At 55.1% G+C, this 13386-nt stretch carries 10 protein-coding genes and 1 pseudogene; 4 read left to right on the forward strand and 7 right to left on the reverse strand.

The features are described 5' to 3' along the window. Positions 1-452 (reverse strand): superoxide dismutase family protein (locus GCE01_RS07130; RefSeq protein WP_099212036.1); only part of this gene is annotated, 452 nt, incomplete at its 3' end. A 362-nt stretch (positions 453-814) separates the two neighbouring features. Between GCE01_RS07130 and GCE01_RS07135 the strand changes: the two genes are divergently transcribed. Then, entirely contained in the window at positions 815-2017 is a 1203-nt protein-coding gene (locus GCE01_RS07135) for an MFS transporter (protein WP_099212038.1), read from the forward strand. A 75-nt stretch (positions 2018-2092) separates the two neighbouring features. Here GCE01_RS07135 and GCE01_RS07140 read toward each other — a convergent pair whose 3' ends face one another. The 3 genes from GCE01_RS07140 to GCE01_RS07150 form a co-directional block, all read right to left on the reverse strand. After that, positions 2093-4567 carry a TonB-dependent receptor gene (locus GCE01_RS07140; protein ID WP_086634254.1) on the reverse strand — a complete coding sequence of 825 codons (2475 nt, stop codon included), beginning with the start codon at positions 4565-4567 and terminating at the stop codon, positions 2093-2095. A 137-nt stretch (positions 4568-4704) separates the two neighbouring features. Continuing rightward, on the reverse strand, positions 4705-5976 hold the full coding sequence (locus tag GCE01_RS07145) for an MFS transporter (RefSeq protein ID WP_099212040.1): 1272 nt from the start codon (positions 5974-5976) through the stop codon (positions 4705-4707). After that, entirely contained in the window at positions 5976-6869 is an 894-nt protein-coding gene (locus GCE01_RS07150) for a LysR family transcriptional regulator (protein ID WP_244591126.1), read from the reverse strand. The genes GCE01_RS07145 and GCE01_RS07150 overlap by 1 nt, the downstream gene beginning before the upstream one ends. Positions 6870-7001: 132 nt before the next feature. Here GCE01_RS07150 and ggt point away from each other — a divergent pair, with 132 nt between their 5' ends. From ggt to GCE01_RS07165, 3 genes are read left to right on the forward strand one after another with little or no spacing between them, the layout of a single operon-like run. After that, on the forward strand, positions 7002-8759 hold the full coding sequence (gene ggt / locus GCE01_RS07155) for a gamma-glutamyltransferase (protein WP_099212042.1): 1758 nt from the start codon (positions 7002-7004) through the stop codon (positions 8757-8759). 28 nt (positions 8760-8787) lie between these two features. Beyond that, entirely contained in the window at positions 8788-10095 is a 1308-nt protein-coding gene (locus GCE01_RS07160) for a lipase family protein (protein ID WP_174694817.1), read from the forward strand. A 44-nt stretch (positions 10096-10139) separates the two neighbouring features. Further along, entirely contained in the window at positions 10140-10874 is a 735-nt protein-coding gene (locus tag GCE01_RS07165; protein ID WP_099212044.1) for a copper homeostasis protein CutC, read from the forward strand. A 108-nt stretch (positions 10875-10982) separates the two neighbouring features. Here GCE01_RS07165 and GCE01_RS07170 read toward each other — a convergent pair. From GCE01_RS07170 to GCE01_RS07180, 3 genes and pseudogenes are all read right to left on the reverse strand, one after another. Further along, positions 10983-11264 (reverse strand): annotated as a pseudogene (locus GCE01_RS07170) (DEAD/DEAH box helicase); the annotation flags it as partial. Between the two features lie 114 nt (positions 11265-11378). After that, complete coding sequence (locus GCE01_RS07175) at positions 11379-12659, reverse strand: DEAD/DEAH box helicase (RefSeq protein WP_099212046.1); 1281 nt, start codon at positions 12657-12659, stop codon at positions 11379-11381. A gap of 179 nt (positions 12660-12838) precedes the next feature. Further along, positions 12839-13276, reverse strand: coding sequence for a hypothetical protein (locus GCE01_RS07180; RefSeq protein ID WP_099212049.1), 438 nt, complete (start codon positions 13274-13276; stop codon positions 12839-12841). Positions 13277-13386 lie beyond the last annotated feature (110 nt).

The following is a 13386-nucleotide window of genomic DNA, read 5'->3' on the forward strand; positions in this document are numbered from 1 at the left end:
ATAACAAGAGACGAACCGTCAGCATCCAACAGAGCCGGACGACCGTCGTTACCCTTCAAAGATACAAAAGTTGAATAAACTTCAGCTTTGGCCGTTCCGTCGCTGCCTGCAAAAATGTTGGGAAGATCCCCAGAGTCATTTTCTCCGGCATTGAGCAGCCCATGCGTGACTGGTTTTGTGGTGTGCACATGCGAGCCTGCGCTGGTAAACGCAGGTGCGCTACAATTTCCTTTTTCATGAAAATGCATGCCATGCCAGCCAGGTGTCAGTCCACTGACTTCAATGTGGAGCACAACGCCTCTTGGAGCCTCAGTAATCTGTGCAGTGCCAACCGTTTTTCCGTCAGTTCCTGTGAGGGATGCGGTAGCTGTCTCTGCTGAGAATGCTAGTGAAGGCGTAAGAGCTATTGATCCCGCTACAAATGCGAGACGCTTTAAGCGTGCGAAAGTCATTGAAGTCTTTCTCCGGTCTGTAGATCGTTAGAACCATCTTATGACATGATTGGTTGGTAGTGGATTTTGTCGCAACTGCGACGCAATAGCAATAAGCGCATTTCATGCGCCCCGACATATCCGAGAGAACGCTAACCATTATCCCGCAATGCGACGTTCACATTGTCATGAGTTACAAAATTTCGGATGTGAGGCTGGTCGGCTACAGCCGATAAGTACTTTTATTATGTAACATAATGTTGGTAACGAGAGAAAAAAGAACCTTAAGTGAACTTCATTTCTTTCGTTTTGTTTTGGAAGAAAGCATGGCAGAAGGCGCGCTTGCGTAACGCGATTAATGCTGCACTGTATTCAGGGAAATTATGCTTTTCAAAACTCTCCCCAAGCAGACCATTATTGGTTTGTGCGCACTATTCGCGTGCACGTTCACGGCACTGACAAGTGAAGTGGCACCTGTCGGTCTACTGATCGATATGGCGCAGGGTTTTAGCATTTCAGAAGGGCAGGCAGGACTGGCTGTAAGTGCTTTTGCTCTTATGGTTGCTTTGGGTGCAGTGCCTCTGACCATCCTGACGGCAAAGGTTGACCGTAAGAAACTCATGCTCCTTTCATTGGGAGGATATGTTCTTTCCAATTTGATTGCAGCGGTTGCTCCGACATTTCTCGTTTTATGTGCTGGGCGTGCTATCGGCGGAATCGCGCACGCCCTGCTAATGTCAATTGTTTCTGCCTATGCTGCCCGGCTTGTCCCGCCCAAGATGACGGGAAGAGCTATTTCGTTTGTATACGGTGGGACGTCTCTCGGCTCCATTTTAGGTGTGCCTGGGGCAGCGGCCATTGGCCATTTTGCAAGCTGGCGTATTGCCATGCTTGTGATGACTGGTATTGCCGTCCTGCTGACGGTTTGCATTGCTGTTTTCCTGCCGCCAGTCGTAACGTCTGGAGATGCCAGCACGAACCTGCCATCGGTGGGGTCACGCAAGGCTATGAAGATCTTTCTCATAGTTGTGGCCATTGATGCGATCTTTTTCGTAGCTCACAACATGCTTTATACTTATGTTACACCACTTCTTCTGGCGCATGGTCTGCCCAAAAGTGCTCTGAGTATCGCTCTCTTGTTGACAGGTGCCGTGAGTATTCTAGGGCTATGGGGGGCGGGTCAGATTGTTGATCGTTGGCCAGCTGCGGGCATGTTGGCAGGCGGAATGGCCATGCTTATCGGAATGGGCCTCATGTATGGTCACATTCTGTCTGGCTGGGGTTCTGTTGCATCTGTTGCGCTTTGGTGTACCGGCTATTCAGCACTCATTCCATTTGTGATGTCCGGCGCAATTCGTGCGAGAGCGACACGCCCGGATGTGGCGGGAGCAGCGATCAACGGCGGGAGCAATCTTGGGATTTTGCTTGGATCGGCACTTGGTGGTCAGGTGCTAACCTGGAGTGGGTTCGGCGTTCTAACGCCAATTGCCATTGTCATTACGCTAACCGCTATCCTTCTGGCGATTTTTAATCCAGAGGCATTTCCAAGAATACTGAACTCTTCAGAAGAAGAAGCTGCTTCCTGACAATGAGAAAGGGCCCCCGGATAGACATCCGGGGGCCCTTTTTTTATTTATCCAGTCTCGGTGTACCGAAGCTGATCAGAATGATGTGGACAGTGTGCCCATCATCGCGAATGGCGGCATGATATAATAGGTCGGTGCCGTGTCTGCGCCGATCTTGTGGCCATAGACACCCGTTGTCGCCCGGGCATTATTCGAGAAGTAATAGACGCCACCCAGCTTGTACTGGCTGGTTAGGTTGGTGAAGTTCAGCTTGAATGTCGGGGACTGTGCAATGAAGAACTTTGGCAGATGATAGCCAAGCGTCAGGGAGTCCGAGAAGTAAGACGGCATGTACTGATCGTTCATGAAGGATGATGCCTGCTTGGACGTGTAGTGCACGCTGGCATTCATGAAGAACGGGCCTTCATTATAGGTCAGGCCAACGCTGCCTGAGAACTTCGGAGACATGACGGCTGTCTTGCCCTTGGTCCGTAGATAGTCAACGGAGCCATCGTCTGCCGTGGTCTGCAGGTTGTTGTCCATCGTTGTGTGCAGGTATTCGAATGCGAAATACGGGCTGAAACGATGGAACAGTGGACGGGTGGACAGCATGACATCCACGCCGCGGATTGTTTCACCACCTGCGTTGATGGTCTGGCTGACCTGAACGTCATTGCTGAACATGTTAACGGACAGCAGACGGTTAGAGACGTTCATGTTGAAGAAGCTGATATCAGCCAGGAACAGATCGTCGCTGTAACGATAGCCCAGTTCTTCCTTGATCGAGTACTGCGGCTTTGCCCCTGCACCTGATGTTGTCATTTTGCCCGTGCTGGTGCTGTAGCGCGAGATCATGTTGATCGGGGAGGGTGCACGGAAATCGCCTTCAGCATTGATGTAAAGCTGATGATGAGGGGCGAAATTGTACGACCAGGAAAAGCGCGGCGTCGGCGAGACATAGGTGTGATTGGTGTGGCTGGCCGTGCTGGGCAGGTAGTCCTGACCTTCCAGCGTCATGGACGTCACCTTGATGCCGGCTGTGATGTTCATCTTGCGGTTCAGCAGGTGGACCGTGTCTTCCAGGAAGCCCGAGTTCAGGCTGTAAGACCCTAGGTAGTCAACGGAATTGTAAATGCTGCCGCTGGTTGTACGGTAATAGGACGACTTGTCCGTGTCAGACGGCTGCGCACCCGTTGTCTGGTTCATCTTGGACATAGGCGTCTTCAGGGAATAACGATATTCCTCGTGCCAGTAGCCGATTTGACCGTCGTTATTCTCGGAGTGCCAACCCAGTGCAGCAACAACGCCGCCCTGCTGGGTCACGGACATGGAGTTTGTGGAGACTGCGGCACGCGTTGCCGTGCTGATTTTGCCGTCGCCGTTCAGGTCAACCCGCTGAAGCGCTGATCCGGCATAAGTATAGCCTTCCTGCAAACGGGATGCACTGTTCAACGTAATGTCGGAGCGCTCGTAGTATGGTGAGATGTTCAGCGTGAAGGTGTTGTTCAGCGCAAACTTCATCGGCATGGAGATGTAGAACTGGTCCTTGTCCGTACCGTGCACGCCATAATAGCTGCTCGGAGACGTGGCGCTGAACTGGGCATTGTAGCTCAGAGGCGTGGAGACCGGACGTCCATGCTTGTCGTTCTGGAAGTTGGCCAGTGTCGGATAGCGGTTCAGGTAGTAGTGTGAGTGGTTGTAACCGGCGAACAGATCAATGGAGCTCCGGTTGCCAATCAGCTTCTGGGCACGGAAATCCATATGCTTGCGATCGCTGTCGCCCGACCCGCGCCATGCATCGGAGTGGGTGTTGGAAAACGACGCGTAGCTTGTGATTCCGGTATGCCCGATTTCACCGGAGTCCACACGGATGAAGCCTCGTGTGCGGTTAAAGGACCCGTAGCTGCCGGACACCAGGCCGCCAAATTTCTTGGAGGGTGCGCGCGTGGTGATGCTCAGGGCGCCTGCGCCCGCTGAAGTCACCGGATCTTCCACGGAGATGGAGCCTGGGCTCATGCTCTCGGCAGAGATGTTGTTGCTGTCGATGTAGTTCTGGACGAAGTTTGAGGCCGATGACGTGCCGCCGTTTGCAATCGGCATGCCATTCAGCATGATGCCGATATCGTTGTCATACAGACCGCGGCTCTGCATGGAGCCGCCTTCATTGCCGCTCGGGTCCGGCGTCGTGATGTTCACGCTCGGCAGATTGGCAATCAGGTCGAGCGGGCTGCTCGTCGGGCTCTGCATTTCGATATAGTTCTGCGTCACGGTCTGTACAGCGCGGGATGCTGTCTCGGCGCGCATCATGCCTCCGCCAGGCTGATGATGTGTTCCTGTGACGCTGATGGACTCTTTGCCTGCTTCGACTTCTGTGCGTGCTGCGTGCGCACGGTGCTTCGTAGGCTCTGTTGTCGCAGATGTTGCGGCATAGGCCGTTGGAACAGTCACGGAAAGACCGCTCAGAAACGTAGCTGCCGCAAGAGCTTTCTTTCCCGGCCCGAAAAGAGCGTTAAGCGGAACGGACATTCCGGAACGGCTGGAGCGACTGGGAGAGAAAGTACAGGAAGACATTTCTGGAACTCATTCTGCAGGAGACTAACGCTTCGATAGCGTTATGAATTTGGTAAACGAAGATAAAGGAGAGAATTATAAGAACATTCCAAAGAAAAAATTGATAGTTTCAATTTTTGTCTGAAGGGATGCCTGTGTCAGGAGCGGCGTGTCAGCAAAGGCTTAGCCAAAAGCACGCTCATGAAAGAAATAATGGCCGTCAGGATCATATAAAGTGCCGGAGCATGGCTCATCCCGCTCCATGCAATCAGCGCGGCGTTGGTCATGGGGGCGAGGCCTCCGAACAGCACCACGCCGAATGAATACCCCATCGTGAGGCCGCGTCCTCGCCGTTCGCTGGGGAAGATCTGTCCGATGAAGCCATCGAGGGCTGCAAAATAGAAAAGCCCGCTGAGATTGAAGATTAGCGGCATGAGCAAAACTGTAGCCGGAGCAATGCGGATCAACTGAAATGCAGGCAATGGCAGAAGGATTAAAAAGGCGCAGGACAGAAGCATGGGACGGATGCTGTGTGTTCTGTCAAAGCGGTCTGCCAGCTTCCAGCGCAGGGGCGTGAAAAGCAGTTGTCCGCCATAGGTCAGGAGTGGCGCAAGGGACGTGCTGATGCTCGAGAGACTATATTGGCTGCGCGCATAATGCGGCATGTAGAGGCCAAGATAGGTGATTCCGCTTCCGAGTGCGACAGACCCCATGATGAGCGCAGTCCGCAGGATCGTGTCAGACTGGAAAAAGGGTGCCACAACAGCAGGGGCGGGCTGACGTGTTGGCGGGTTCTGACGGTTCAGGATGAGGCGTAAAATCAACCCACCCGTGCCCACAGCCGCACCAAGTCCTGTGGCGATACGAAAGGCATAGTCGTTGAATGCTGCTGTCGGGAGGCATAGGTTCAGAGCAAGGACGACAGTGGCAGCGCAGAGAGAGGCCGTAATTTGCCCGATAGCCTGCCAGCTTGCAGCACGCGCTTCATGGTGAGGCGCATGCTCGATCAGAAAAGATGTTGCGCTGCCAAATTCGCCACCAAGCGAGAAGCCATGAATAAGCCGAGCCACCACAATCAGAACAGGTGCCGCAATGCCGATGCTGGCGTAAGATGGCGTTACGGTGAGGAGTAGACTACCTGCCGCCATGAGAAGAATGCAGATCATCATGGTGGGGACGCGCCCCCGCCGATCTGCATAATTGCCCAGTACGATAGCTCCGAGCGGGCGAGCAAGAAGCGTCAGGCCGAACGTTGCAAGAGAAAGGCCAAGCTGCGACAGCGGAAGACCCGACGGAAAAAAGGTTCGGCCAATCGAAGCGGAAAAATACGCGTAAATGACGAAGTCGTAGTACTCAATGATATTGCCAATGATCGAAGCAATAACAGCCTGATCTGGCTTTTTTTGGAACAGGGTACCCGTCTTCGCCATCAACCCTGGATGCCCCCGAGTTTCTGGATCAGGAACTGAATGAACGAACGCAGTGTCGGCGCGGTGTAGCGCTCCTTGTGATACAGAAGATAAATAGGCCGAGACGGAAGCGTATAATCCGGAAGCAGGGCCTGGAGTTTTCCGTCCCGGATATCTTCGCGCACCAGATCTGAGGGCAGCATGGCAATTCCCATGCCCGATAGCGCGGCGCGGCGCATGGCCTGCGTGTTATTGAAAAGACCCTTGCGGTGCATTTCCACCGAGACATGACCTTGCGGCCCTTCAAAATGCCATTCCCGTCGAGCCCAGTGCCAAGGTGATGCGGGGGTATAGGAAAAGGCCAGAGCGTCATGTGTGGCCAGTTGCTGAGGCGTTAGAAGCTCTTCACGGCGTGAAAGATACGCGGGAGAGGCGCAAAGCGTCATGGTGTAGTTGGAGAGCCGACGACAGATCAGGGAGGAAGGCTCCGGCACGCCCAGCCTGATGGCGATATCGAACTTCTCATGCGTTAGATCAACGCTGCGTTCCGTCAGAACAAGATCGATATCCACGGAAGGATGCTCGTTCAAGTAATCCGCAATGCAGGGCGTGATGCTTTGTGTGCCATACGTGACCGGAGCGGTAATTCTCAGGGTGCCAGACGGCAGACTCTGGGCGGCTTCCGCCATGCGCTCCGTTTCGTCCAACATGCTGAGAATTTTCTGGCACTTGGCGAAGTAAACGGCCCCGAATGCGGTCAGGCTCTGTCGACGCGTTGTACGTCTCAGCAGACTGGTGCCCAGTCGCTCCTCCAGCAGGCGCACGTAATTGCCCACCATTGTGGGTGAGATGCCGCATCGCTCTGCGGCAGACGTCATGCTTCCTGTTTCAACGACCGCGATAAAGGTCGTCATGGCCTGAAAAACGTTCATTGCAAACCGCAGATTAGTAATTATCGCACCATAACAGCATTTATCGAAGAGATCGAAGACCGTAACGGTTTGACGTAGATGCTCCCGATCAGGAACTGAAGGTTGATGTTTTCCATGCGTATCAGAAGTGCGGCTCTCTCCCAAAGAAAGCTTTCTGCCAGAACCCCGGTTCTTGTCGGCCTGCTTGGAGCAACGGCCCTCGGACTGAGCGCCTGTGCACATCAGCTTCAACCTGTTCAGCCTGTCTCCCAGCCCACAGTGGCCCATGATTTTATGGCTGCCACAGCCAATCCCATGGCATCCCGTGCTGCTTCTGATGTTCTGCAGAAGGGTGGAAGTGCAGTCGATGCTGCCATTGCGGCCCAGATGGTTCTTGCCGTGGTGGAGCCCCAGGCTTCCGGTCTGGGGGGTGGTTCCACCATCCTCTACTGGGACAAAGCGGCTGATCATCTAAGCTTCTTTGACGGTCTGGCCAGTGCCCCAGCCGGCATGCATCGGGACTACATGCATGATCGTAATGGCGTCCGGATTCCGGAAGTAACATTGCAGCGGACGGGCCGTGTGGTTGGTGTTCCTGGAACCTTGCGAACGCTGGCACTTCTGCATGAGCGCTATGGCAAGCTGCCTTGGAGCGACCTTTTCCAGCCCGCAATTTCAGCTGCCAGAGACGGCTTTCCGCTTGCCGGATATCTGCATCTTGTCCTGACCGAACGTCCGGAACTCGCGAAAGAACCGCAGTTTTCGGCATATTTTGATGCCAGCGGTCAGCCTCTGCCTAAAGGTACGATCCTGCACAATGCCGACCTGGCAGGCACCCTTGAACATGTAGCGCACGATGGGGCGGAATACTTCTATACGGGCGCTTTTGCGAAAAAGCTGTCCGCTGCGGTTACGAGTGGCGCTTATCCCGGGGCGCTGTCTCCTGCGGATTTGAAGAACTACAAGGTGCGTGAGCGGGCTCCTCTGTGTGTTACGGCCTTTAATCGTCGCATTTGCTCCGCGGCTCCCCCGGTTGCGGGCGGACTGTCCGTTCTGCAACAGCTTGCCATTCTGGATCGTCTGAACATTGGTCAGTACAAGCCGGGCAGTGTGGAAGCTGCCCATCTGCTGCTTGAAGCCTCCCGTCTGGCCGAGGCCGATCGCCGGAAATATGCTGCGGATCCGGATTATACGCGTGTGGATACGGCAGCTATGCTTGATCCAGCGTATCTCGATCGCCGGGCAAAGCTTGTGTCAATGGGTGAAGCGGCCAGCCGCGTGGTGGCAGGGCAACTTGCCGGGAAGCTGGCGCTTTTGCCATCGTCCGACCCGATGACTGTGCCTGCAACAACGCATCTGTCCATCCGTGATGCATCTGGCAATGCACTGTCTTTCACAACCACGATCAATCTGAATTTCGGATCGGATATTATTGTGGATGGTGTCGTCCTGAATAATGCCATCACGAATTTTGCGTCCCATCCTTTCGTGAATGGGCAGCCTGCGGCCAATATTGCAGCACCGGGGAAGCGTCCTATCACCACCATGTCTCCAACCATCGTCTTTGGGCAGAACGGGCAGCCTGAAGTCATCGTTGGTGCGGGCGGTGGTGCCCGGATTATTGATTCCGTCGTGCAGACGCTTGTGGGCTATCTGGCGTGGGGACAAAATATCCGCACGGCTATTGAGCAGCCTCGGATTGGTGCCCAGAATCATGCCGAGGAACTGGAGCAGGGCACATCTGCCGCTGGGCTTGCTTCCGCTTTGAGTGCCATGGGGCATCACCCGAAAATTGACGTCATGAATGCCGCCGTGCAGGGCATCACCATTCATCCGGACGGCCTTACGGGATGGGGTGACCCGCACCGTGACGGCGTCGCCGTCGGTCAGTAATATCTGCCTCGATCTGCTGGAGACCACAATGAAGCTTTCTTTCCGCGCTGCCCTCAGCGCTGCCACACTCCTGTCTCTCGCGGCCTGCGCCGAACCTGCCCAGACTGCAAAGCCTGCAGGTGTGGCAGAGGTGGATCGTGCTCTAGGTGATGGTGGGGTCAGCGATTTTTACACACCGCCCGCTCAGGTGCCGGCAACGGTGGGTCAGATGATCCGCACGCAGCCTATTACCGATCGTCCGCTGCCGGAAAATGCAGGCCAGGCCGTGCGGACGCTTTACACGTCCATCAGTGGGGTGAATGCTCCTGATCCCGTCACGGTTTCCGGTCAGATCATCTTTCCCAAGGGTACGCCCCCTAAAGGTGGCTGGCCTGTTGTGGCATGGGAACACGGCACAACAGGGATTGCGGATATCTGCGCCCCGTCCTGGCGGGGATATCTCTCCCGGGATCGTGCCTATCTGGATCATTGGCTGAAGGCGGGCTTTGCCGTTGTGGCCAGTGATTATCAAGGACTGGGAACACCGGGCCCGCATCCGTATCTGATGTACCGGCCGGAAGGTTACAGCGTTCTGAACGGGTTGCGCGCCGCTCTGGCTCAGTACAAGGGCACGCTTCAGAACCGTATCATTCTTGTTGGTCAGTCGCAGGGCGGTGGCGCTGCGTTGGGTACGGCCTGGCTTTCACCGCAATATGCACCGGATCTGCATGTCCTTGGAACGGTTGCAACAGGCGTCGTAACGCAATTTAAGCTGCCGGATCATCCCAAGCATGAGCCGCTTCCACGCCTGAATGTCGAACCACCGCACATGGCTGCGGCTTTTGGTATCCTGACGATTGAGGGGGCGCGGAAGAGCCTGCATCCTGAGGTGGATGTCCGTGCGAACATGACGGATAAGGGCAAGGATCTGTCTCATCAGGCTCGTCAGACCTGCCTTGGCGATCTGTTCCGGTACACGGAGGCGCATGACATCACCGAAGACAATGCGTACGCAGGTGATACATCCAGGCTTGAAGCTGACTTTCAGGACGCATTCACCATCCCGGATGCGCACATGACGATGCCGGTTTTCGTGGGTACAGGCCTCGCCGATAATGAGGCTGGTGTGGCCCAGCAGTACAACGCTGTGGCGGCCATGTGTGACGCAGGCACGAACGTAACGTGGAAGACCTATTCCGGTCTGACTCACAACGGGGCAGTGAACGGCTCTGCGGCTGATTCTGTTCCGTTTGCGCTGGCGCTGCTGAAAGGCCATCATCCGAAAGGAAACTGTGCAACGATCAAGCCCGTTTCCGAAGTGGAGAAGGCATTGCCGGGAATTCGCTGGAACAACTGAGTTCTGTCGGCCTGTGCGTTCTCCTGTCTGGGAAAGGAACGTTTATGCCGACGCTTGAAATCTGTGTTGAAGATGCCGTTGGGTTACAGACAGCCCAGCGGCCCGGCGTCTCGCGGATTGAACTGTGTTCTGCTCTGGCGCTAGGGGGCCTGACCCCTTCCGCAGGGCTGATGCACCTTGCTGCAAAATCGACGGTTCCAGTTTACGCCATGATCCGCCCCCGAGAGGGCGGCTTTGTGTTTGCCGAAGCGGAAATTGATCAGATGCTGGCTGACATTGATGCCGCCCGTGCAGCAGGGCTGGCTGGTGTAGTTCTCGGAGCGTCTCTGGACGATCACACGCTTGATATCGCGACTCTGAAGCGTTTGTCTGAGGCCGCCGGGTCAATGGGGCGCACGCTTCATCGCGTCTTTGATCTCACGCCTAACCCACTCATGGCCGTGGATCAGGCGGTTGAGTTGGGTTTTGAAAGAATACTGACGTCCGGGCAGGCAATTAGCGCCCCCAAGGGACATTCTGTTCTGAAGAATATTGTGCATCATGCCGCCGGGCGTATCGAAATCATGGCGGGAAGTGGTGTGCGTGTCGGAAACGCGCGTGATCTTCTGCGCGACACAGGTGTCACCAGTCTTCATGCCTCCTGCCGGGGGCCATCTGTCGGGCAGGCCTGTCGCGTCTGGGACCTGGGATTTGGGCGACTGGCATCTCGAACCAGTGGTCGGATTATCGACCAGATGCTGGCTATTTTGGCTGAAGAAACAGCATCGGCAGATGCTTGAAGAAGAGTGATCCTAGACGTCACTCAGCGGTTCTCATGAAAACCGCAATGACGCTAATGGATTATAGTAATCCGTTAGCGTCGAAGAAAACCGAAAGCCAAATTAGCTTCAGGCTCTCTTGGCGGCCTCACGTGCGGCAAGCTTTTCTTCTTCAGTCCAGACTTTTCGCTCTCGCTTGACTTGTGGTTTGACCTGCTTGACCGGGCCACCCCCTAAGACGGGAGCGCGCATGGTGGAGTGCCGTGCGGTTTCTGAGTGCCATGGATGGTCGGTGTGAACCGTCAATGTACGACCGATTTCTCGTTCCACATCGTGCAGCCACGCACGTTGTTCGGCATCGCACAGGGTGATGGCGAAACCACTGCGCCCGGCGCGCCCGGTTCGGCAGATGCTTGAAGAAGAGTGATCCTAGACGTCACTCAGCGGTTCTCATGAAAACCGCAATGACGCTAATGGATTATAGTAATCCGTTAGCGTCGAAGAAAACCGAAAGCCAAATTAGCTTCAGGCTCTCTTGGCGGCCTCACGTGCGGCAAGCTTTTCTTCTTCAGTCCAGACTTTTCGCTCTCGCTTGACTTGTGGTTTGACCTGCTTGACCGGGCCACCCCCTAAGACGGGAGCGCGCATGGTGGAGTGCCGTGCGGTTTCTGAGTGCCATGGATGGTCGGTGTGAACCGTCAATGTACGACCGATTTCTCGTTCCACATCGTGCAGCCACGCACGTTGTTCGGCATCGCACAGGGTGATGGCGAAACCACTGCGCCCGGCGCGCCCGGTGCGGCCGATGCGATGGACATAGCTTTCAGGCAGACTTGGAAGATCGTGGTTGAAAACATGTGTGACGGTGTCAACGTCGATGCCACGGGCGGCGATATCCGTGGCAACGAGGACTTGTACGGTTCCGTCACGGAATGCGCTGAGTGCGCGTTCCCGCTGGCCCTGGGACCTGTTGCCGTGCAAGGCTTCTGCGGTGATCCCGGCCTCGGTCAGGAAAGCACAGACCTCATTGGCAATATTCTTTTGAAGTGTGAAAACGACGGCCTGACCGACATCCTGTGTTTCAAGCTGGGCTAGGAGAGCCGTTTTTTTGTGAGCTGCATCCATAAACATCACGGATTGCTCAATGCGGTCCACGGTGGTTGATGGAGGAGCAATTTCGACTTTTACCGGATCATTGAGAAGGCTCTCAACCAATGCCGCGATAGATTTCGGCATCGTGGCCGAAAACAGAACGGTATGCCGATCTTTCGGTAGTGTTGCGACGATACGCTCAATCGGTTTTGCGAAGCCCATATCCAGCATCTGATCGGCCTCATCAAGTACAAGCGCTTCAAGCTGCGATAGATCGCATAAGCCTTGCTCGATAAGATCCAGAAGCCGCCCTGGGGCGGCGACAATAATGTCCACGCCATTCTCAAGTGCATTCACCTGATGAAACTGGCTGACACCGCCGAAAATCGTCGTCACGCGAAGATTCAGATGACGACCAAAGCTCTCAAAGCCATCCGCAATCTGGGAGACAAGCTCGCGTGTCGGTGCGAGCACGAGGACGCGTGCGCCACCCTTTGGTGCTGTGCGAGGATCAGCCGCGAGGCGGTGCAACAGTGGAAGAGCGAAAGATGCTGTCTTCCCTGTACCAGTCTGCGCCATACCCAATAGGTCACGGCCCTCCAGCAGCATGGGAATTGACTGTGCCTGGATAGGGGTAGGTGTGACATATCCTTCTTCAGCCAGAGCGCTCAGAAGAGTGGGCGCCAAGCAAAGATCGGCGAAAGTCATGGACATGGACACGCGGCGCCTCCGGCGCTCAATAATGCTGCGCCTGGTTGGGCTTCGCTGTTTCAGAACGCGGAGTTCTACGGGTGATGCCGGCCTGGGTCAACGCGCTACAGCGGCTCTTTTATCTCCGTGGAAGCATCGAATTTCCAGTCATCCTTACGACTGCATTCATCCATGATCATAATTTATGATTTGGCGACATCACGCATCGCAACCACCAGGTTCATATGAGAGGCCAGAAGTCGCTGGGGAAGCGTGGGGAGATAAATGCGGATGGCTTCCAGTCTTTTGGACTCTGGTAGAGTAGCAAAAGGTGGACGCGAGCCTTCGCCATCGCTGCCCGCATCGTAGCTCTTAGCGATCGCATTAATGAGGGAGGCAGGCACGGAAGCCAGTAGTGTCCTTTGGGCAGGACTTAAAACTTTGTCCCGAAGAGGGCCAGATAGAGTTCGAATTTCAGAAACTTTTGGAGGTTCGTAAGGCTTCAACTGAGACAGTGGGAATTCAACTTCCACACCATTGCTTTGCATCACGTAGCCAGTGGAACCTTCAATATCCACAAGCTTGCCATCATGGGCGCCTTTGAGGTCTGAAACATGATCGCCGATTGATAACTGTGCCATGGTTAATTTCCCAGTAAGATGCGTCATAGGGGGCCATGAAATGCCTGACCGTCAAGCAGGCAACACCACCCGAGGCGCGTTTCTTCCTCTGGCATCGGGATCGATCTCTG

The organism is Gluconobacter cerinus (assembly GCF_002723935.1).
GTDB classification, from domain to species: domain Bacteria; phylum Pseudomonadota; class Alphaproteobacteria; order Acetobacterales; family Acetobacteraceae; genus Gluconobacter; species Gluconobacter cerinus.

Excerpts from the sequence above, each read along its gene's own strand:
- GCE01_RS07135 (WP_099212038.1), top strand. The coding sequence starts at position 815 with ATGCTTTTCAAAACTCTCCCCAAGCAGACCATTATTGGTTTGTGCGCA.
- GCE01_RS07140 (WP_086634254.1), bottom strand. The coding sequence starts at position 4,567 with ATGTCTTCCTGTACTTTCTCTCCCAGTCGCTCCAGCCGTTCCGGAATG.
- GCE01_RS07145 (WP_099212040.1), bottom strand. The coding sequence starts at position 5,976 with ATGGCGAAGACGGGTACCCTGTTCCAAAAAAAGCCAGATCAGGCTGTT.
- GCE01_RS07150 (WP_244591126.1), bottom strand. The coding sequence starts at position 6,869 with ATGACGACCTTTATCGCGGTCGTTGAAACAGGAAGCATGACGTCTGCC.
- ggt (WP_099212042.1), top strand. The coding sequence starts at position 7,002 with ATGCGTATCAGAAGTGCGGCTCTCTCCCAAAGAAAGCTTTCTGCCAGA.
- GCE01_RS07160 (WP_174694817.1), top strand. The coding sequence starts at position 8,788 with ATGAAGCTTTCTTTCCGCGCTGCCCTCAGCGCTGCCACACTCCTGTCT.
- GCE01_RS07165 (WP_099212044.1), top strand. The coding sequence starts at position 10,140 with ATGCCGACGCTTGAAATCTGTGTTGAAGATGCCGTTGGGTTACAGACA.
- GCE01_RS07175 (WP_099212046.1), bottom strand. The coding sequence starts at position 12,659 with ATGTCCATGACTTTCGCCGATCTTTGCTTGGCGCCCACTCTTCTGAGC.
- GCE01_RS07180 (WP_099212049.1), bottom strand. The coding sequence starts at position 13,276 with ATGGCACAGTTATCAATCGGCGATCATGTTTCAGACCTCAAAGGCGCC.